Raw genomic sequence first — 18,078 nt, 5'->3', positions numbered from 1 at the left:
CCGCACCGGCGCTCCAGGACAGCCCCGGGTCGGGCGCCACCGCCCGTACCGCCGTGGCGCCCGACCCGGGGCTGTCCTGGAGCGCCGGTGCGGTCGCCGCGCGGTCCGTCGTCTCGCTCGGGCCGCCCGAGGGGTACGACGCACGCGGGCGTGGACGCGCACTGGCCGTGCGCGGAGGACCGCGCACCGCGGCGGCCGCCGCCTGCGTCGTCCTCGGCATCGGGCTGATCGGCGGCGCGGTCACCGGCAGCCGGCTCACCGACGACTCCGGCCCCGCCGGCGCCGGCACCTTCGCCACCGCCGGCACCCTCTGGCACAGCGTCCCCGTCGACCGGCTGTTCCCGCCCACCGTGCAGGGGCCCGGCGCCGGCCCGGGCGGAGCCGACCGCACCTGGACCCGCGTCGCCGTCGCCCCCGACAGCGACTGCGCGGACGCCTTCGACCCGCTGCTGCGCAAGGCCCTCGCCCCGGCCGGCTGCGCACGCCTGCTGCGCGCCACCTACACCGACGCCACCCAGACCTACGTCACCACCGTGGGCCTGCTGTTCACCAAGGCCGACGCCGCCGCGATGAGTTCCCTCGCCGCCCGTTTCCAGCGCGAGGGCCTGGCCCGCCGCACCGACCTCATGCCGCGCCCCTACGCCGCCCCCGGCACCGTCGCCGCCTCCTTCGGCGACAAGCAGCGCGCCTCCTGGACCCTCTCGGTGCTGACGCGGATGCCCGTGGTCGTCTACGCCGTCTCCGGCTGGGCCGACGGCCGCGGCGTCGACACCCCGCAGCCCGCCGCCGACGCGATGCGGGCCGGGGCCACCTCGGCGCCGGCCCAGGCCGGGCTCGGCAACGAGGCCGAGGGTCTGGCCGACCGCATCGAGCAGGCCCTGCGCACGACCGCCGGCACGGCCACGGAGAAGCCCTCGTGAGAACCGCCGTCACCCGCAGGCGCGCCGCGCTGAGCGCCCTGCTCGCCGCCGCCGTCGCCCTCGTGCCCGCCACCGCCGCGCACGCCGACGGCATCCGGGCCAAGCAGTGGGCCCTGGACGTGCTGCACACCCAGGAGCTGTGGCGCACCACCAAGGGCAAGGGCGTCACCGTCGCCGTCCTGGACACCGGCGTCGAGGCCGACCACCCCGACCTGGCCGGCAACGTCCTGCCCGGCAAGGACCTCGTCGGCTTCGGCGCCCGGCGCGGCGAGCGCACCTGGGCCCGCCACGGCACCGCCATGGCCGGCATCATCGCCGGGCACGGCCACGGCCCCGGCGACGCCGACGGCGTCATGGGCCTCGCCCCCGAGGCGAAGATCCTGCCCGTCCGCGTGATCCTGGAGGACGACGACCCCGCCCGCGCCCGGGCCCGTACCAGCCGGGGCGGCGCCCTGGCCGAGGGCATCCGCTGGGCCGCCGACCACGGCGCCGACGTCATCAACCTCTCCCTCGGCGACGACTCGGCCTCCGCGCACCCGGAGGCCGGCGAGGACGAGGCCGTCCAGTACGCGCTGAGCAAGGGCGCCGTGGTGGTGGCCTCGGCCGGCAACGGCGGCGAGAAGGGCGACCACGTCTCCTCCCCGGCCGCCTATCCCGGAGTGATCGCCGCGACCGCCGTCGACCGCTACGGCACCCGGGCCGCCTTCTCCACCCGCAGCTGGTACGCCGCCGTCAGCGCGCCCGGCGTGGACATCGTCATCGCCGACCCGGACCACAAGTACTACGAGGGCTGGGGCACGAGCGCCGCCTCCGCCTTCGTCTCCGGCACCGTCGCCCTGATCAAGGCCGCCCACCCCGGCCTGACCCCCGCGCAGATCAAGAAGCTCCTCCAGGACACGGCGCGCGACGCGCCCGTCGGCGGGCGGGACGACTCCCGCGGGTTCGGCATGATCGACCCGGTGGCCGCCCTGCGGGCCGCCGACCGCCTCGCACCCGGGGACCTGCGCGTGACGGCGTACGGCGACCGGTACTTCGGCTCCGGACCCGACCCGGCCGCGGCGGACGGCACCGGCTCCGGGTGGGCGGCCCCGCTCGCCGGCAGCGTCGGGGGAGTGCTGCTGGTCGTCGCCGCCGTCCTGTGGCGCGGCCGCCGCGAACGCGAGGACCACGGCGGCCCGCTGCCGTAGCCACCCGCCTCCCGCCGTGGTCCCGGCCCGGTCAGGAAGCGGTCCGGACGGCCGGGACCGCCGCGCGGGCCGCGGCCTCGACCAGGGCGATGCCCGCCTCCTCGGTCGCGTTGCCGTGCGAGACGACGGCCACCAGGACGTCGTCGCCGCCGACGGTCACCCGCCCGATGCTGTTGACGATCCACCGGCCGGTCGTGCTCCGCCGCAGCCAGCCGTTCTTCAGGGCCCACGCCGAGCCGTCGGCCGCCGCCGACACACCCCAGTCCTGGTCCTCGGCGATGTGCTCCATCAGCTGCCGCACATACGTCCGCGAGGCCGCGCTCAGCGCGGAGTCCTCCCCGAACACCTGCCGGAGCAGGGTGAGCTGGTCGGCCGCGGTGGTCCGCGTCAGCCCCCACAGCGGGCCGTCGCCGCCCGCGGTGGCCGTCAGCCCCAGCCGCCGGTTCGCCGCGTCCAGGCCGTCCGCCCCGCCGACGGCCCGCCACAGCGCCGACGCGGCGTCGTTGTCGCTGTTCTCGATCATCGCGGTGGCGTACGCCTTCTCCTGGGCGGTCAGATGCCGGCCCGCGTCCTGCGCCTGGAGCAGTAGGGCCGCCAGGATGTCCACCTTGACGATGCTGGCCGTCTCGAACGTGCCCCCGCCATACTCGGCGCTCGCCCCGGTGCCGAGGTCGAGGACCGCCACCGACACCACGGCCCCCTGCGCCACCGGCACCGACCTCATCGCCTCGGCCAGCCGCGCCGCGGCGCCCGCCGCCTGTTCCGTCTCCGTGCCCATCGCCGCCCTCCCGCTCGCCGACGCCGACGCCGATGCCGACGCGGGCGTCCGCGGTGCCGCCGACGACGATACGGTGGCCGACCGCGCCCGCGCCTTCACGTACTGCGTGCCCGCGACCGTGGCACCCACGACGGCGGCGCAGGCCAGGGCGGCGCACAGCAGGACCCGGCGCCCGTCCGGGCGCCGCCGCCGGCGGGGACCGCGCGCGCGCCGGGGCCGGGGCCGGCCCCGGCCGGGGCGGGTCCCGCGGGCGGCCGGGCCGCGCCGCCGGGGCCGGCGGGCAGCGCCGATGACGTCGGGTGGGTCCACCGGGCGGCGAGCAGCAGCGACGCCTACCGCGCCGGGGTGGAGTGGTACAGCAGGATCCGGGATGCCCACCGGAGGGGGGCCGCCCCGGCGGGTGTGCTCGCCCTGTTCAGTCGTGAACCCGGGGGGGGGCCCCTCCCCCCGGCCCCCCCACCTGCCCCGGGCGGGGGGCGGATCTCGGGCGCGGCATGGCCGCGATGCTGGTGCCGGTCGCTGTGCGCGCCGTGGGACGGGCGTGAGAGGCCGGTCAGGGGACCCTGAGAAAACCGTGAACGGCCCCGGATAGGGTCGTCACCGTGGCGAACAAGAACATTCCCGACTCCGGTTTCTCCGACGACGACGGCTCCGCCGACCCCCGGCTGAGCGCCGCGCTCGCCGCCTGGGCCGAGGACCGCACCGCCGTGGACCCGGTGCTGAAGGCGCTCAAGGGCGCCCGGCTGCTCGTGCCGGTGGTGGCCGTGCTCGGCGAGGTGGAGGAGGACGAGAAGGGCCTGCGCCGCGAGAAGACCAGCGAGATGGCCGTGCCGACGCTGAAGGCGGGCCACCGCACCGCCCTGCCGGCGTTCACCTCCACCGACTCCCTGGCCCGCTGGGACCCGGCCGCTAGGCCCGTGGCCGTGCCCCTGCACCAGGCGCTGGAGGCCGCCGCGCACGAGAAGGCGGACACCGTGGTGCTGGACCTGGCCGGGCCGGTGCCGTTCGAACTGACCGGACCCGCGCTGCTCGCGCTCGCCGAGGGCCGTACGACCGCCGACCCGCTCGCCGACCCCGCGGTCGTCGGGGCCGTACGCGAGGCGGTCGCCGGTGTGCCGGCCGTGCTGCGCGCCCACCTCGGTCCCGGGCAGGCCGACGGCACCCTCGCCCTCGTCCTCGACCCGGCGGCCGGCGCCGCGCCGGCCGAGGCGGCCCGCGCCGTCGCCGAGCGGCTGGCCGCCAGCGACACACTCAGGGCCCGCCTGGTGCGCGGCCTGGACCTGGCACTGCTGCCGGCCGGGGCGACGCCGCCGGGCGAGCCCTTGTACGTGCGGAAGTGACCCCCGAGCCGGAGCACCGGCCGACGGGCCGGGACCCGAAGGGGGTCGGGACGGGGTCAGCCGTAGACCGGGCCGGTGTACTTCTCGCCCGGCCCCTGGCCCGGCTCGTCCGGCACCACCGACGCCTCGCGGAACGCCAGCTGCAGCGACTTCAGCCCGTCGCGCAGCGGCGCCGCGTGGAAGGAGCTGATCTCGGTCGCGCTCGCGTCCAGCAGCCCGGCCAGCGCGGTCACCAGCTTGCGGGCCTCGTCCAGGTCCTTGTACGTGTCGCCCTCCTCGGTCAGACCGAGCTTCACCGCGGCGGCGCTCATCAGGTTGACGGCGACCGTCACGATCACCTCGACGGCGGGGACCTCGGCGATGTCCCGGGTCATCGCGTCGAAGTCGGGGGTCTCAGGAGGGGTCTCACTCATGCCCCACACGATAGGTGGTGTGCGCCCCCGCGCCTCGATTGGCCCTTGTCAAGCGACCGGTGCTAATCTGGTGGTCGACCGGCCGGACACCTCTCGTGTGCGGCCCACAAGTGGAGGCTCCGATCTCCCACCTGACCGTCCCGAGGGACGGCGGGTCACCCGGTCAGGCGATCACCGCCGTTCCGTACGGACGACGGAGTCGCCCGAAGCGCGCCCCGCGATCATCGCGGCGGTGCTCCGGTAGTGCTTGGAGCCCCGCCTGTGATCGTCCGGGGCATTTTTTCTGCTTCGGCGCGGTTAGGTCTATCGAACACAGACGTACGCGGCAGTCCGCCAGACCGTCGCGTGGTGCTACCGAGGAGGATCCATCAGCGCCGAGCCCCGCATCAACGACCGGATTCGCGTTCCCGAGGTGCGACTTGTCGGTCCCAGTGGCGAGCAGGTCGGCATCGTGCCGCTCGCGAAGGCACTGGAGCTTGCCCAGGAGTACGACCTCGACCTGGTCGAGGTCGCGGCGAACGCCCGTCCGCCCGTGTGCAAGCTCATGGACTACGGGAAGTTCAAGTACGAGTCGGCCATGAAGGCCCGTGAGGCGCGCAAGAACCAGGCGCACACGGTCATCAAGGAGATGAAGCTCCGGCCGAAGATCGACCCGCACGACTACGACACCAAAAAGGGTCACGTCGTCCGGTTCCTCAAGCAGGGCGACAAGGTCAAGATCACGATCATGTTCCGTGGTCGCGAGCAGTCCCGGCCGGAGCTGGGCTACCGGCTGCTGCAGCGGCTCGCGGAGGACGTCCAGGACCTCGGCTTCGTGGAGTCGAACCCGAAGCAGGACGGGCGCAACATGATCATGGTTCTCGGTCCGCACAAGAAGAAGACCGAGGCGATGGCCGAGGCCCGCCAGGCGCAGGAAGCCCGCAAGGCGGAGGCGAAGGCCAACCCCGGTCGCTCGCAGAACCCTGCTGAGGCCGAGGTCGACACCGAGGCTCCGGCCGAGGCGTGACCCCCGGGACCGCCCGTCCCAGGATGTAACCGAAACAAGAGAGCGACGCTCCACCGTGCCCGGTTCTCGCGACCGGGCACCGGAGCGCCACCGACGAGGAGAGAACGGCGCTATGCCGAAGAACAAGTCGCACAGCGGTGCCAGCAAGCGCTTCAAGGTCACCGGCTCCGGCAAGGTGCTCCGTGAGCGCGCCGGCAAGCGCCACCTGCTCGAGCACAAGTCGTCCCGTCTGACGCGTCGCCTCACCGGCAACGCCGAGATGGCCCCGGCCGACGCCAAGAAGATCAAGAAGCTTCTCGGCAAGTGACGAAGCGGCGCCGCGATCCTGTGATCGGCCGCGCCGTCCGTCAGAACCGGGACCCAGTCGTTTCCGGGCCGTGTGAAGACCCCCACGGCCCCGCTACAAGGAGTTAATCAAGTGGCACGCGTCAAGCGGGCAGTCAACGCCCACAAGAAGCGCCGGGCGATCCTCGAGCAGGCCTCCGGCTACCGCGGTCAGCGTTCGCGCCTGTACCGCAAGGCCAAGGAGCAGGTCACCCACTCGCTGGTCTACAACTACAACGACCGCAAGAAGCGCAAGGGCGACTTCCGTCAGCTGTGGATCCAGCGCATCAACGCCGCTGCCCGCGCCAACGGCATCACCTACAACCGCTTCATCCAGGGTCTGAAGGCCGCCAACATCGAGGTGGACCGCAAGATCCTGGCCGAGCTGGCCGTCAACGACGCGAACGCGTTCGCCGCGCTCGTCGAGGTCGCCCAGAAGGCGCTGCCGAGCGACGTCAACGCGCCGAAGGCCGCGTGACGCCCCGCCGGTCCTAGACCGACGTGACGTTTGCGGACCCGTGGGCTTCGTGCCCGCGGGTCCGTTGTGTTGTGCGGTTCCGGCTGCCCCTGGTGCCGGTACCGCCGTGAGTCCGCCGTCGTGGCCGATCGCCGTTGCGGCGGCACTGAGTTGAGGTGACTTTCGATGCCCCCCGTCAGCCCCGAGCTGATCTCCCCGCGCTCCTCCCGCGTCAGCGCCGCCCGGCGGCTCGCCAAGCGGAACTTCCGGGGCAAGGACCGGCTGTTCCTCGCCGAGGGGCCGCAGGCCGTGCGGGAGGCGGCCGGACACCGGGGAGCCGACGGGACGGCCACGCTCGTGGAGCTGTTCGCCACCGTGGAGGCCGCCGAGCGGTACGCCGACATCATCGGGCAGGCCCGCGACGCCGGCGCCCGCGTCCACCTCGCCGCCGACGAGGTGATCGCCGACATCTCCACCACCGTCACCCCCCAGGGCCTGGTCGGCGTCTGCCGGTTCCTCGACACCCCCTTCGAGGCGATCCTCACCGCCCGGCCCCGCCTCGTCGCCGTCCTCGCCCACGTACGCGACCCCGGCAACGCCGGCACGGTGCTGCGCTGCGCGGACGCCGCCGGAGCCGACGCCGTCGTCCTCACCGACGCCTCCGTCGACCTGTACAACCCCAAGGCCGTGCGCGCCTCCGTCGGCTCCCTGTTCCACCTGCCGGTCGCCGTCGGCGTCCCCGTCGAGCGGGCCGTGGCCGGGCTGCAGGACGCCGGGGTGCGCATCCTCGCCGCCGACGGCGCCGGCGAGCACGACCTCGACGCCGAACTGGACAAGGGCCCCATGGGCGGCCCCGCCGCCCGGGTGTTCGGCAACGAGGCCTGGGGCCTGCCGGAGGAGACCCGCGCGCTGGCCGACGCCGTCGTGCGCGTGCCGATCCACGGGCAGGCCGAGAGCCTGAACCTCGCCACCGCCGCCGCCGTATGCCTCTACGCCTCCGCCCGCGCCCAGCGCGCCGCCGGCGGATGCCGCCACAGCACGCCGTCGCAAGACGCCGCTGAGTGACAGCGACCTAGTAGGGTGGCCAGCTCGGGGGCAGGCCCGTCCAGGAGCGTGGGTAGGCCCCCTCCAGGAGGTGGGGAACGGGGATGAGCGTCGGCACCAGCAGCACACCGGACGCGCCCGACGCGCGGCGGCTGCCCGCGCCCCGCGCGGCCGGTGACACCACCCGAGCCGGGATCGGCCCCGACGACCTGCCCGACGGCCTCGTGATCGCCGACGAGCACGGCCGCGTCGTCTGCTTCAACGCCGCCCCCGCCCGCATCCCCGCCGCCCCCGCCGAGGCGGCCCTCGGGCGGACGCTGGAGGCGGTCCTGCCGCTGGAGGACCTGGAGGGGCGCCGCTGGTGGCAGCTGACCGACCCCTACGGCGGGCTGGCCATCCGCACCGGCCAGCCCGAACGCAACCTGCTGCTGCCCGGCGGCCGGGAGGTGCTGGTCTCGGCACGCTACGTCCGCGACCGCCCCACCGGCCCCGTCCGCCGCGTCGTCGTCTGCCTGCGCGACACCGAGGCCCGCCGCCGCACCGAGCGCAGCCACGCCGAGCTGATCGCCACCGTCGCGCACGAGCTGCGTTCGCCGCTGACCTCCGTCAAGGGCTTCACCGCCACCCTGCTGGCCAAGTGGGAGCGGTTCACCGACGACCAGAAACGGCTGATGCTGGAGACCGTCGACGCCGACGCCGACCGCGTCACCCGGCTCATCGCCGAACTGCTCGACATCTCCCGCATCGACTCCGGCCGCCTGGAGGTGCGCCGCCAGCTCGTCGACATAGGAGCCGCCGTCGGCCGGCACGTCCAGGCGTACGTCGCCGCCGGTCAACCCGCCGACCGCTTCCTCGTCCGTACGGAGCACCCGCTGCCGGAGCTGTGGGCCGACCCCGACAAGATCGACCAGGTGCTGAGCAACCTCATCGAAAACGCCGTGCGCCACGGCGAGGGAACCGTCACCATTGACGTCACGCCCGCCGCGTCCCCCCGGGAGGGGGAGAGCGCCGGCACGTCGGTCACGGTGAGCGACGAGGGGCCCGGCATCCCGGAGGAGTCCATGAACCGCGTCTTCACCCGCTTCTGGCGGGGCAGCAAGCGCGGCGGCACGGGACTCGGCCTGTACATCGTCAAGGGCATCGGCGAGGCCCACGGAGGCACCATCACGGTCGGCCGCGCGCCCGGCGGCGGCGCGCAGTTCCGATTTACCCTGCCCGTGGGGACCCCGGCCCACCTGCTGTGAGCACCCGGCCGAGGACCCACGGGCGCATCCGCTTTCCCCCGCCCCGTTAGACTCGGCCTTTGGCACCTTTGTGTCCCACCACTGGAGACGGACATGTCCACGAGTCGGTGACGGGGACGTCAGCCAGCCAATCGGAAGCACGGGAAGAGATGTCGGCACCCAATAAGTCGTACGACCCTGTCGAGGTCGAGGCGTTGAAACCGGAAGAGATCGAGCGCATGCGGGACGAGGCGCTCGCCGCCTTCGCCGCCGCGGACTCCCTCGACGCGCTCCACGAGGCGAAGGTCGCCCACACCGGCCCGACCTCCCCGCTGGCCCTCGCCAACCGCGAGATCGGCGCCCTGCCCCCGCACGCCAAGGCGGACGCCGGCAAGCGCGTCGGCATGGCCCGCGGCGCGGTGAACAAGGCGCTGGCCGCCCGGCAGGCCGAGCTGGAGGCCGAGCGGGACGCCCGCGTCCTGGTCGAGGAGGCCGTGGACGTCACCCTGCCGTACGACCGCGTGCCGGCGGGCGCCCGGCACCCGCTGACCACGATGATGGAGCGGGTCGCGGACGTCTTCGTCGCCATGGGCTACGAGATCGCCGAGGGCCCCGAGGCCGAGGCGGAGTGGTTCAACTTCGACGCCCTGAACTTCACGCCCGACCACCCGGCCCGGCAGATGCAGGACACCTTCTTCGTGCGCGGCCCCCAGGGCGACCACGGCGAGTCCGGTGTCGTGCTGCGCACCCACACCTCGCCGGTGCAGGCCCGCAGCCTGCTGGAGCGCAAGCCGCCGGTCTACGTGGTCTGCCCCGGCCGCGTCTACCGCACCGACGAGCTGGACGCCACGCACACCCCGGTCTTCCACCAGATCGAGCTGCTCGCCGTCGACGAGGGCCTGACCATGGCCGACCTCAAGGGCACCCTGGACCACATGGTCCAGTCCCTGTTCGGCGCGGACATGAAGACCCGGCTGCGCCCGAACTACTTCCCCTTCACCGAGCCGAGCGCCGAGATGGACATGCTCTGCTACGTGTGCAAGGGCGCCTCCGTCGGCAACCCCGACCGGCCCTGCCGCACCTGCTCCTCCGAAGGCTGGATCGAGCTGGGCGGCTGCGGCATGGTCAACCCGCGGGTGCTGATCGCCTGCGGCGTCGACCCGGAGAAGTACAGCGGCTTCGCCTTCGGGTTCGGCATCGAGCGGATGCTGATGTTCCGCCACAACGTCGAAGACATGCGAGACATGGTCGAGGGTGACGTCCGGTTCACCCGGCCGTTCGGGATGGAGATCTGATGCGGGTCCCGCTTTCTTGGCTGCGGGAGTACGTCGACCTGCCGGCGACGGAGACCGGGCGTGACGTGCAGGCCAAGCTCATTTCGGCCGGTCTGGAGGTCGAGACCGTCGAGCAGCTCGGCGCCGACCTCAAGGGGCCGCTGGTCGTCGGCCAGGTGCTGACCATCGAGGAGCTGGAGGGCTTCAAGAAGCCGATCCGCTTCTGCACCGTCGACGTCGGCCAGGCCAACGGCACCGGCGAGCCGCAGGAGATCGTCTGCGGTGCCCGCAACTTCTCCGTCGGCGACAAGGTCGTCGTGGTCCTGCCCGGCGCCGTGCTGCCCGGCGGCTTCGAGATCTCCGCGCGCAAGACCTACGGCAAGGTCTCGCACGGCATGATCTGCTCCAGCGACGAGCTGGGCATGGGCGACGACGGCAGCGGCGGCATCATCGTGCTGCCGCCCGAGCACGAGGTCGGCACCGACGCCATCGAGCTGCTGCAGCTGGTCGACGAGGTCCTGGACATCGCCGTCACCCCCGACCGCGGATACTGCCTGTCGCTGCGCGGTGTCGCCCGCGAGGCCGCCATCGCCTACGGCCGCCCGCTGCTCGACCCGGCGCTGCTCGACGTCCCCGCCCCGAACGCCTTCGGGCACCCGGTGCAGATCTCCGACCCGTTCGGCTGCGACCGCTTCACCGCCCGCACCGTCACCGGCATCGACCCCGAGGCCCGCTCCCCGATCTGGCTGCAGCGCCGCCTGCAGAAGGCCGGCATGCGCCCGATCTCGCTGCCCGTGGACATCACCAACTACGTGATGCTGGAGCTGGGCCAGCCCCTGCACGCCTACGACCGCACCCGCATCCAGGGCGCGATCGGCGTGCGCCGGGCCGAGCGCGGCGAGAAGCTGACCACGCTCGACGGCGTCACCCGCGAACTGTCCACCGAGGACCTCGTCATCACCGACGAGCGCGGCCCCATCGGCCTGGCCGGCGTCATGGGCGGCGCCCACACCGAGATCGACGACACCGAGGGCACCACCACCGAGGTCGTCATCGAGGCCGCCCACTTCGACCCGGTCACCATCGCCCGCACCGCCCGCCGGCACAAGCTGGCCTCCGAGGCCTCCCGCCGCTTCGAGCGCGGCGTCGACCCGCAGGCCGCCTCCGCCGCCGCGCAGCGCTGCGTGGACCTGCTGGTGCTGCTCGCCGGCGGTACCGCCGAGGCCGGGGTCACCGAGGTCGTCGCGCCGTCCGCGCCGCGCACCATCACCATCCCGGCCGACCACCCCGACAAGGTCGCGGGCGTCACCTACGGCCGGGAGACCGTCGTTCGCCGCCTGCAGCAGATCGGCTGCGACGTCTACGGGCAGGACGAGCTGATCGTCACCGTCCCGTCCTGGCGGCCGGACCTGACCGACCCCAACGACCTGGCCGAAGAGGTCATCCGCCTGGAGGGCTACGAGAACCTGCCCTCCACGCTGCCCCGGCCGCTGCCCGGCCGCGGCCTGACCGAGCGGCAGCGGCTGCACCGCCGCGTCGGCCGCGCCCTGGCCGGCGCCGGCTACGTCGAGGCGCTGAACTACCCCTTCCTGGGCGAGGCCGCCTTCGACCAGCTCGGCCTGGACGCCGACGACCCGCGCCGCACCGTGGTCACCCTCGTCAACCCGCTCTCCGACGAGGAGCCCGCCCTGCGCACGACGCTGCTGCCGGGCCTGCTCGGCGCGCTGCGCCGCAACGACGGGCGCGGCAGCCACGACCTGGCGCTGTTCGAGACCGGCGCGGTCTTCCGGCCCACCGGCACCGAGCAGGTCGCCGAGCTGCTGCCGGCCGCCCGCCGGCCCACCGCCGAGCAGCTCGCCGCGCTCGACGCCGCGCTGCCGCACCAGCCCCGCCGGGTCGCCGTGGTGCTCGCCGGCGCCCGCGAGCAGGCCGGCTGGTGGGGCAAGGGCCGCCCGTCCGACTGGGCGGACGCCATCGAGGCGGCACGCCTGGTGGCCCGGGAGGCCGGCGTGGAGCCGACCGTCCGCGCCGACCAGCACGCCCCCTGGCACCCGGGCCGGTGCGCCGCGCTGTACGCGGAGGTGGACGGCGCCCAGACGCTCGTCGGTCACGCCGGTGAGCTGCACCCGCGCGTGGTGAAGGCCATGCACCTGCCGGAGCGCACCTGCGCGATGGAGGTCGACCTCGACCTGCTGGAGCAGGCCGGCCAGGGCCTGGTGCGGGCGCCGCGGATCTCCACGTTCCCGGTCGCCACCCAGGACGTCGCCCTGGTCGTGGACAAGCCCGTCCCGGCCGCCGAGGTCGAGGCCGCGCTGCGCGAGGGTGCCGGTGAGCTGCTGGAGTCCCTCCGCCTGTTCGACGTCTACGAGAACGCCGAGCAGCTCGGCGAGGGCCGCAAGTCGCTGGCGTACGCGCTGCGCTTCCGCGCCGCCGACCGCACGCTCACGGTGGACGAGGCCTCCGCGGCCCGCGACGCCGCGGTGGCGCTGGCCGCCGAGCGGACCGGCGCGGTGCTGCGCGGCTAGGGCGTGTTTCGAAAGCAGCGTCGTCCGCCCGGAGGGCGGGGCCCGCGGCGTCTGGCGCGGTGCATCGCAAGGCGGAGGGTCGTCCGCGTACGGGGCGTACGCGGACGACCCCGACAACGCGGCGAGGTGCCGTGCCAGGCGTCGCGGGCCAGACGGGACTTTCGAAACACGCCCTAGGTCCACGAGCCCGCTCGTACGAGAGGTCCGCGTCCCCTCGGGGCGCGGACCTCTCGCCTGTCGGCGCGCCGCCCGTCCCGCCACGCGGTGTCGGGCAGGCAGCGGGGCGGACGGCGCGGGAGCGGGCCGCCGCACTGTACGCGCCCATGGGCGCCTGAAGCCGGTCCCGGACCTGGCCGCCCGCGGCGAGGTCCCGGCCGCGAACAGACGGCCGCGTTGCCGCTCCCGCACCACCTCGGGCTCCAGCAGCCCGCGCCCACGCCGCGGGCCCGGCACCGGACGTCCGGTGCCGGGCCCGCGGGCGAGCGTCGGCCGTCAGCCGTAGGCGTGAGCCCTCAGTACGTGTAGAACCCCGACCCGGTCTTGCGGCCCAGCCGGCCCGCGTCAACCATGCGCTGCAGCAGCGGGGGAGCGGCGTACAGCGGCTCCTTGTACTCCTCGTACATCGAGTACGCGACCGAGGCGACCGTGTCCAGGCCGATCAGGTCGGCCAGCTTCAGCGGGCCCATCGGGTGGGCGCAGCCCAGCTCCATGCCGTTGTCGATGTCCTCGCGGCTGGCGATGCCCGACTCGAACATCCGGATCGCGGAGAGCAGGTAGGGGATCAGCAGCGCGTTGACCACGAAGCCGGAGCGGTCCTGGGCGCGGATGGCGTGCTTGCCGAGCACCTTCTCGGCGAACAGCTGCGCCCGGCTCAGCGTGCCCTCGGACGTGGTGAGCGCCGGGATCAGCTCGACCAGCTTCTGCACCGGGGCGGGGTTGAAGAAGTGGATGCCGATGACCTGGTCCGGGCGCGCCGTGGCGACCGCCAGCTTCACCAGCGGGATCGAGGAGGTGTTGGAGGCCAGGATCGCGTCCGGCCGGACCACCACCTGGTCCAGGACCTGGAAGATCTCGGTCTTGACCTGCTCGTTCTCCACCACGGCCTCGATCACCAGGTCGCGGTCGGCGAACTCGCCGAGGTCGGTGGTGAAGCTCAGGCGCGCCTGTGCGGCCTGTACCTCCTCCTCGGTGATCTTGCCGCGCTCCTGTGCCTTGGTCAGGGAGTTGAACAGCCGGGTACGGCCGATCTCCAGGGCCTCGCCGGTGGTCTCGGCGACCTTCACGTCCAGACCGGCCCGGGCGCACACCTCGGCGATGCCCGCACCCATCTGGCCGCAGCCCACCACTCCGACGCGTTCGATGTCGGTCACATCGTCCCTTTCCGTTGTTCGCGGCGCTGATCTACGGCGTGGCAGGCGGCCGTGGTGAGGTGCCTGCTCCGATCGTGCACGTTACCCCCGTGGTGCCCGTGATCGGTCCCCCGGGTCGTGCATGCTGGGCCGCGACACGATCCGTGACAGTGCGGATCCACTGCGTACTGGGGGTGTGTGCATGGGCCGAGTGACGCGACGGGCGTTCACCGTGGCCGCCCTGTCGACGCTGGCGGTGACACCGGGCGCCGCGGCGGCGCCGCAGCCGCCGGGCGCCTCCACCGAGGCTCGGCAGCGGCGGGCCGCGGTCACCGAGATGCGCGGCATGTGGCTGGCGACCGTGAACAACCGCGACTGGCCCTCGCGGACCGGGCTGAGCACGGCCCGGCAGCGCGGCGAGCTGACCGCGCTGCTCGACGCGGCGGTGCGCCGCCGGCTCACCACGGTGATGTTCCAGGTGCGGCCCGCGGCCGACGCGCTGTGGCCCTCCCCGTACGAGCCGTGGTCGCAGTTCCTCACCGGCACCCAGGGCAAGGACCCCGGCTGGGACCCGCTGGGCACGGCCGTGAAGGAGGCCCACGCCCGCGGCCTGCAGCTGCACGCCTGGTTCAACCCCTACCGGGTCGCCCTGCACGCCGACCCCTCCCGGCTGGCCGCCTCCCATCCGGCCCGCAAGCACCCCGACTGGGTGGTGTCCTACGGCGGGCAGCTCTACTACAACCCGGGGCTGCCCGAGGTACGGGCGTTCGTGCAGAAGGCGATGCTCGACGCGGTGCGCCGCTACCCGGTGGACGGCGTCCACTTCGACGACTACTTCTACCCGTACCCGGTGGCCGGCCACTCCTTCGACGACGCCGCCGCCTACCGGCGCCACGGCGCGGGCTTCGCGAGCCGGGCCGCCTGGCGGCGGGACAACATCGACCGGCTGGTGCGCGAGACGGCCGCCGGCATCCGGCGGATCCGGCCGGGCGCCCGGTTCGGGATCAGCCCGTTCGGGGTGTGGCGCAACGCCTCCACCGACCAGCGCGGCTCGGCCACGCGGGCGGGCATCGAGGCGTACGACGACCTGTACGCGGACACCCGCCGGTGGGTGCGCGAGGGCTGGGTCGACTACATCGTCCCCCAGCTGTACTGGTCCATCGGCCAGAGCGCCGCCGACTACGCCACCCTCGTGCCGTGGTGGGCGAAGGTGGCCCGCGGCAGCCGTACGCAGCTGTACGTGGGGGAGGCGCTGTACCGGGCGGGGGACGCCTCGCAGGGCGCGGCCTGGCGGGACCCCGACGAGCTGTCCCGCCATCTGACGCTGGCGAAGAAGTATCCGCAGGTGCGCGGGCATGTCTTCTTCGCGGCGAAGGAGGTCGCCGCGGACCCGGCCGGTGCCATGGCGCGCGTGGTCGCCGACCACTACCGGCAGTCGGCGAAGCCCCCGTTGTGATCCGGCGCCGCGGGCGCCCGGGGCCCGCCGGGCGGGTGGGGCTCCGGTATCCCGGTCCGCGGCGCGCGTCGTCAGTATTGCTGTTGCTGGCGTTCTTCCTTGTGCCGGACCTGGCAGTCCGGACCGGGGGACATCACGGCCTCGTGCCCGTCCGGGAAGCGGACGCGGTAGGGCGGGTTGCCCTCCTGGCCCATGACCTCGACCACTTCGCTGACCTGGTCGTGCTGTCCGACCACCCTGCCGTGCTGGACGAGCTTGTCGCCCACGGTTGCGCGCATCTGCGGGGCCTCCTCACCACATGCGGGAGCAGTGGTCGTCGTCTTTCGAGTCTACGGCGCGGAGCGCGGCCGGAACCGGTCGGCGGCCGGGCCGTGTGTGCGGTCAGCACCGGTGAACGCGCCGGTCAGCCGCGCGCCCGCTGGGTGACGGCGATGCAGACGAGCACGGCGACGGCCGTCAGCGGGGCGGCCGGCGTCAGGTGCTCGCCGAGCAGCAGCACCGACCACACCAGTGTGAGCAGGGGCTGTGCGAGCTGCAACTGGCTGGCCCTGGGGATGCCCACGGCCGCCATGCCCCGGTACCAGACGACCATGCCGAGGAAGTGCGAGCCCACCGCGAGCCACAGCAGCCCGGCCACGCTGTGCACACTCAGGTGGGCCGGCTCGTGCGCCAGCGCGACGACGGCACCGGGCACGGCCAGTGGCAGGGACAGCACCAGCGCCCAGCCGATCACGTGCCGGCCGGGCATGACCCGGGCCAGCCGGCCGCCCTCGGTGTAGCCGGCGGCGCACACCAGCAGCGCGGCGAACAGGTAGCCGTCGGCGGCGCTCAGGCCGCCCCCGCTCTGCTGCACGGTGAAGCCGGCCACCGCCACCGCGCCCGCCAGCGCCGCCGCCCAGAAGGTGCGCGAGGGACGGGCGCCGACCCGCAGCGCCGACAGCAGCGCCGTGGCCAGCGGCAGCAGGCCGACGACGACGGCGGCGTGCGCGGTGGTCGAGGTCCGCAGCGCCAGCGTGGTGAGCAGGGGGAAGCCCAGCACCACGCCGCCGGCCACGACCGCGAGTCCCGGCCAGTGCCGCCGGGCGGGCAGCGGCACGCGCAGGGCCAGCAGGCAGCCGCCGGCGACGACCGCGGCGAGCACGCAGCGCACGGCCACCAGCGCCCGGGGGCCGAAGCCCTCAAGACCCCAGGCGGTGGCGGGGAAGGTGAGGGAGAAGGTGACGACGCCCAGACCGGCCTGCAGGAGCCCGGAGCGGGACCCGGCCCGGGGTGCGGTGGCCGCGCGCGGCCCGGCCGTGGCGGTGCCGTCGTGGTCCGGGTGGCCGGCGGCCGGGGACCCGGCTGCCCGAGCCCCGGTGCCCGCCGTCCCCGCGGCCGGTGGCTGACCGTCGACCGCTATCCCGATCGGTTCAGTAGCGCTACTCTCTGCTCTCATGCACGAGCGTAGCAGTGTCGACGAACTCGCTCATAGGCTTCGCCGGGACCTGGACCGCTACTCACCCGGTGGAAAGCTGCCGTCGAGTCGCGCCCTGGTCGAGCAGTACCGGGTGAGCCCGGTGACCGTCTCCCGGGCGTTGGCGCAACTGGCGGCCGAGGGCCTGGTGGTGACCCGGCCCGGAGCCGGCGCGTTCCGGGCGGCCCCGCCCGCACCGGCCTCCGCAGCCGGGGACACCTCCTGGCAGGAGGTGGCGCTCAGCGCGGACGGCGCCGCCGACGCGCTGCCGCGCACGGTGGACGCCTCCGGTGTCACGGTCTCGCTCGCCCCGCCGCCGCCCGGCGTGATCGAGTTCAACAACGGCTATCTGCACCCCTCGCTCAGGCCCGAGCGGGCCATGGCCGCGGCGCTCTCCCGGGCCGGCCGCCGGCCCGGCGCCTGGGGCCTGCCCCCGCTGGACGGGCTGCCGGAACTGCGCGAGTGGTTCGCGCGCGGCATCGGCGGGCCCGGCGGCAGCGTCACCGCCGCCGAGGTCCTGGTCACCTCGGGCGGCCAGTCCGCGCTGACCACCGCGCTGCGCGCGCTGGCCCCGCCCGGCGCCCCGGTACTGGTGGAGTCGCCCACCTACCCGGGCATGCTGGCCATCGCCCGCTCCGCGGGGCTGCGGCCCGTGCCCGTCCCGGTGGACGCCGACGGCGTGCGACCGGACCTGCTGGCGGACGCGTTCCGCGCGAGCGGCGCCCGTGTGTTCGTGTGCCAGCCCCTGTTCCAGAACCCCACCGGCGCCGTGCTGGCCGCCGGACGGCGCGCCGAGGTGCTGCGGATCGCCCGCGCGGCCGGCGCGTTCGTCGTCGAGGACGACTTCGTACGGCGGCTGGTGCACGCCGACGCAGGCCCGCTGCCGCCGCCGCTGGCCGCCGACGACCCGGACGGGGTCGTCGTGCACGTCGGCTCGCTGACCAAGGCGACCTCGCCCAGCTTCCGGGTGTGCGCGCTGGCCGCCCGCGGGCCCGTGCTGGAACGGCTGCGCGCCATCCAGGTCGTCGACACCTTCTTCGTGCCCAGGCCGCTGCAGGAGGCCGCCCTGGAACTCGTCGGCTCGCCCGCCTGGTCCCGGCATCTGCGCGCCCTGTCCGCGGAGTTGGCAGCCCGCCGCGATCGCATGGCCGGGGCGCTGCGCGCGCACCTGCCCGAACTGGCCGTGCCGCACATCCCGTCCGGCGGCTACCACCTGTGGCTGCGCCTGCCCGACGGCACCGACGAGGCGGCGCTGACCGCCGCGGCCCTGCGCGCGGGCGTCGCCATCACCCCGGGCCGGCCCTACTTCAGCGCCGAACCCCCCGCCCC

17 protein-coding genes are annotated in these 18,078 nt (G+C 74.4%); 12 read left to right on the top strand and 5 right to left on the bottom strand.

What is annotated here, in order from left to right; translation table 11 throughout:
• Positions 1-53: 53 nt before the first annotated feature.
• Complete coding sequence (locus GV126_RS05820) at positions 54-920, top strand: hypothetical protein (protein ID WP_336886065.1); 867 nt, start codon at positions 54-56, stop codon at positions 918-920.
• Positions 917-2,107: a type VII secretion-associated serine protease mycosin gene (mycP, locus tag GV126_RS05815; RefSeq protein WP_159663256.1), complete on the top strand. Its 1,191-nt coding sequence runs from the start codon at positions 917-919 to the stop codon at positions 2,105-2,107. Before GV126_RS05820 ends, mycP begins: the two co-directional genes overlap by 4 nt.
• A gap of 31 nt (positions 2,108-2,138) precedes the next feature.
• Here mycP and GV126_RS05810 read toward each other — a convergent pair whose 3' ends face one another.
• Positions 2,139-3,047, bottom strand: coding sequence for a serine hydrolase (locus GV126_RS05810; protein ID WP_159673358.1), 909 nt, complete (start codon positions 3,045-3,047; stop codon positions 2,139-2,141).
• A 440-nt stretch (positions 3,048-3,487) separates the two neighbouring features.
• Here GV126_RS05810 and GV126_RS05805 point away from each other — a divergent pair, with 440 nt between their 5' ends.
• Positions 3,488-4,225, top strand: coding sequence for an SseB family protein (locus tag GV126_RS05805; protein ID WP_159663254.1), 738 nt, complete (start codon positions 3,488-3,490; stop codon positions 4,223-4,225).
• A 56-nt stretch (positions 4,226-4,281) separates the two neighbouring features.
• Here the strand turns inward: GV126_RS05805 and GV126_RS05800 are convergent, their stop codons facing one another.
• Positions 4,282-4,638, bottom strand: coding sequence for a DUF1844 domain-containing protein (locus GV126_RS05800; protein ID WP_028422955.1), 357 nt, complete (start codon positions 4,636-4,638; stop codon positions 4,282-4,284).
• 367 nt (positions 4,639-5,005) lie between these two features.
• On the opposite strand from GV126_RS05800, the gene infC reads away from it, so the two are divergent.
• The 7 genes from infC to pheT all read left to right on the top strand — a co-directional run bounded on the left by infC (position 5,006) and on the right by pheT (position 12,491).
• Complete coding sequence (gene infC, locus GV126_RS05790) at positions 5,006-5,644, top strand: translation initiation factor IF-3 (protein ID WP_159673356.1); 639 nt, start codon at positions 5,006-5,008, stop codon at positions 5,642-5,644.
• A 112-nt stretch (positions 5,645-5,756) separates the two neighbouring features.
• On the top strand, positions 5,757-5,951 hold the full coding sequence (rpmI, locus tag GV126_RS05785; protein WP_055470308.1) for a 50S ribosomal protein L35: 195 nt from the start codon (positions 5,757-5,759) through the stop codon (positions 5,949-5,951).
• Between the two features lie 111 nt (positions 5,952-6,062).
• Positions 6,063-6,446 (top strand): 50S ribosomal protein L20, encoded by a 384-nt coding sequence (gene rplT / locus GV126_RS05780; protein WP_016642495.1) that lies wholly within the window; start codon positions 6,063-6,065, stop codon positions 6,444-6,446.
• A gap of 165 nt (positions 6,447-6,611) precedes the next feature.
• Complete coding sequence (locus GV126_RS05775) at positions 6,612-7,490, top strand: TrmH family RNA methyltransferase (RefSeq protein ID WP_159663253.1); 879 nt, start codon at positions 6,612-6,614, stop codon at positions 7,488-7,490.
• 83 nt (positions 7,491-7,573) lie between these two features.
• Entirely contained in the window at positions 7,574-8,713 is a 1,140-nt protein-coding gene (locus GV126_RS05770) for a sensor histidine kinase (RefSeq protein WP_159663252.1), read from the top strand.
• A gap of 149 nt (positions 8,714-8,862) precedes the next feature.
• Entirely contained in the window at positions 8,863-9,987 is a 1,125-nt protein-coding gene (pheS, locus tag GV126_RS05765; protein WP_159663251.1) for a phenylalanine--tRNA ligase subunit alpha, read from the top strand.
• Positions 9,987-12,491: a phenylalanine--tRNA ligase subunit beta gene (pheT, locus tag GV126_RS05760; protein ID WP_159663250.1), complete on the top strand. Its 2,505-nt coding sequence runs from the start codon at positions 9,987-9,989 to the stop codon at positions 12,489-12,491. Before pheS ends, pheT begins: the two co-directional genes overlap by 1 nt.
• 512 nt (positions 12,492-13,003) lie before the next feature.
• Here the strand turns inward: pheT and GV126_RS05755 are convergent.
• The gene (locus GV126_RS05755; protein ID WP_185947586.1) at positions 13,004-13,861 is read right to left on the bottom strand and encodes a 3-hydroxybutyryl-CoA dehydrogenase; all 858 of its coding nucleotides are present in this window, start codon (positions 13,859-13,861) and stop codon (positions 13,004-13,006) included.
• A 181-nt stretch (positions 13,862-14,042) separates the two neighbouring features.
• Between GV126_RS05755 and GV126_RS05750 the strand changes: the two genes are divergently transcribed.
• On the top strand, positions 14,043-15,296 hold the full coding sequence (locus GV126_RS05750) for a glycoside hydrolase family 10-like protein (protein ID WP_159663249.1): 1,254 nt from the start codon (positions 14,043-14,045) through the stop codon (positions 15,294-15,296).
• Between the two features lie 71 nt (positions 15,297-15,367).
• Here GV126_RS05750 and GV126_RS05745 read toward each other — a convergent pair whose 3' ends face one another.
• Both GV126_RS05745 and GV126_RS05740 read right to left on the bottom strand, forming a co-directional pair.
• Entirely contained in the window at positions 15,368-15,574 is a 207-nt protein-coding gene (locus GV126_RS05745; RefSeq protein ID WP_028422966.1) for a DUF1918 domain-containing protein, read from the bottom strand.
• A gap of 125 nt (positions 15,575-15,699) precedes the next feature.
• The gene (locus GV126_RS05740; protein ID WP_159663248.1) at positions 15,700-16,731 is read right to left on the bottom strand and encodes a DMT family transporter; all 1,032 of its coding nucleotides are present in this window, start codon (positions 16,729-16,731) and stop codon (positions 15,700-15,702) included.
• On the opposite strand from GV126_RS05740, the gene GV126_RS05735 reads away from it, so the two are divergent.
• The coding region (locus GV126_RS05735; protein WP_159663247.1) for an aminotransferase-like domain-containing protein at positions 16,730-18,078 on the top strand (1,349 nt) is incomplete at its 3' end. The genes GV126_RS05740 and GV126_RS05735 overlap by 2 nt on opposite strands.

It is taken from the genome of Streptomyces mexicanus, assembly GCF_902506575.1.
GTDB classification, from domain to species: Bacteria; Actinomycetota; Actinomycetes; order Streptomycetales; family Streptomycetaceae; genus Streptomyces; species Streptomyces mexicanus.
The sequence above is the reverse complement of the archived record's forward strand: the minus strand, read 5'-3'. Positions and strand labels throughout refer to the sequence as shown.

Coding starts and splice junctions, on each gene's coding strand:
- GV126_RS05800 (WP_028422955.1), bottom strand. CDS start 4,638: ATGAGTGAGACCCCTCCTGAGACCCCCGACTTCGACGCGATGACCCGG.
- rpmI (WP_055470308.1), top strand. CDS start 5,757: ATGCCGAAGAACAAGTCGCACAGCGGTGCCAGCAAGCGCTTCAAGGTC.
- GV126_RS05775 (WP_159663253.1), top strand. CDS start 6,612: ATGCCCCCCGTCAGCCCCGAGCTGATCTCCCCGCGCTCCTCCCGCGTC.
- GV126_RS05770 (WP_159663252.1), top strand. CDS start 7,574: ATGAGCGTCGGCACCAGCAGCACACCGGACGCGCCCGACGCGCGGCGG.
- pheS (WP_159663251.1), top strand. CDS start 8,863: ATGTCGGCACCCAATAAGTCGTACGACCCTGTCGAGGTCGAGGCGTTG.
- pheT (WP_159663250.1), top strand. CDS start 9,987: ATGCGGGTCCCGCTTTCTTGGCTGCGGGAGTACGTCGACCTGCCGGCG.
- GV126_RS05750 (WP_159663249.1), top strand. CDS start 14,043: ATGGGCCGAGTGACGCGACGGGCGTTCACCGTGGCCGCCCTGTCGACG.
- GV126_RS05745 (WP_028422966.1), bottom strand. CDS start 15,574: ATGCGCGCAACCGTGGGCGACAAGCTCGTCCAGCACGGCAGGGTGGTC.
- GV126_RS05740 (WP_159663248.1), bottom strand. CDS start 16,731: ATGAGAGCAGAGAGTAGCGCTACTGAACCGATCGGGATAGCGGTCGAC.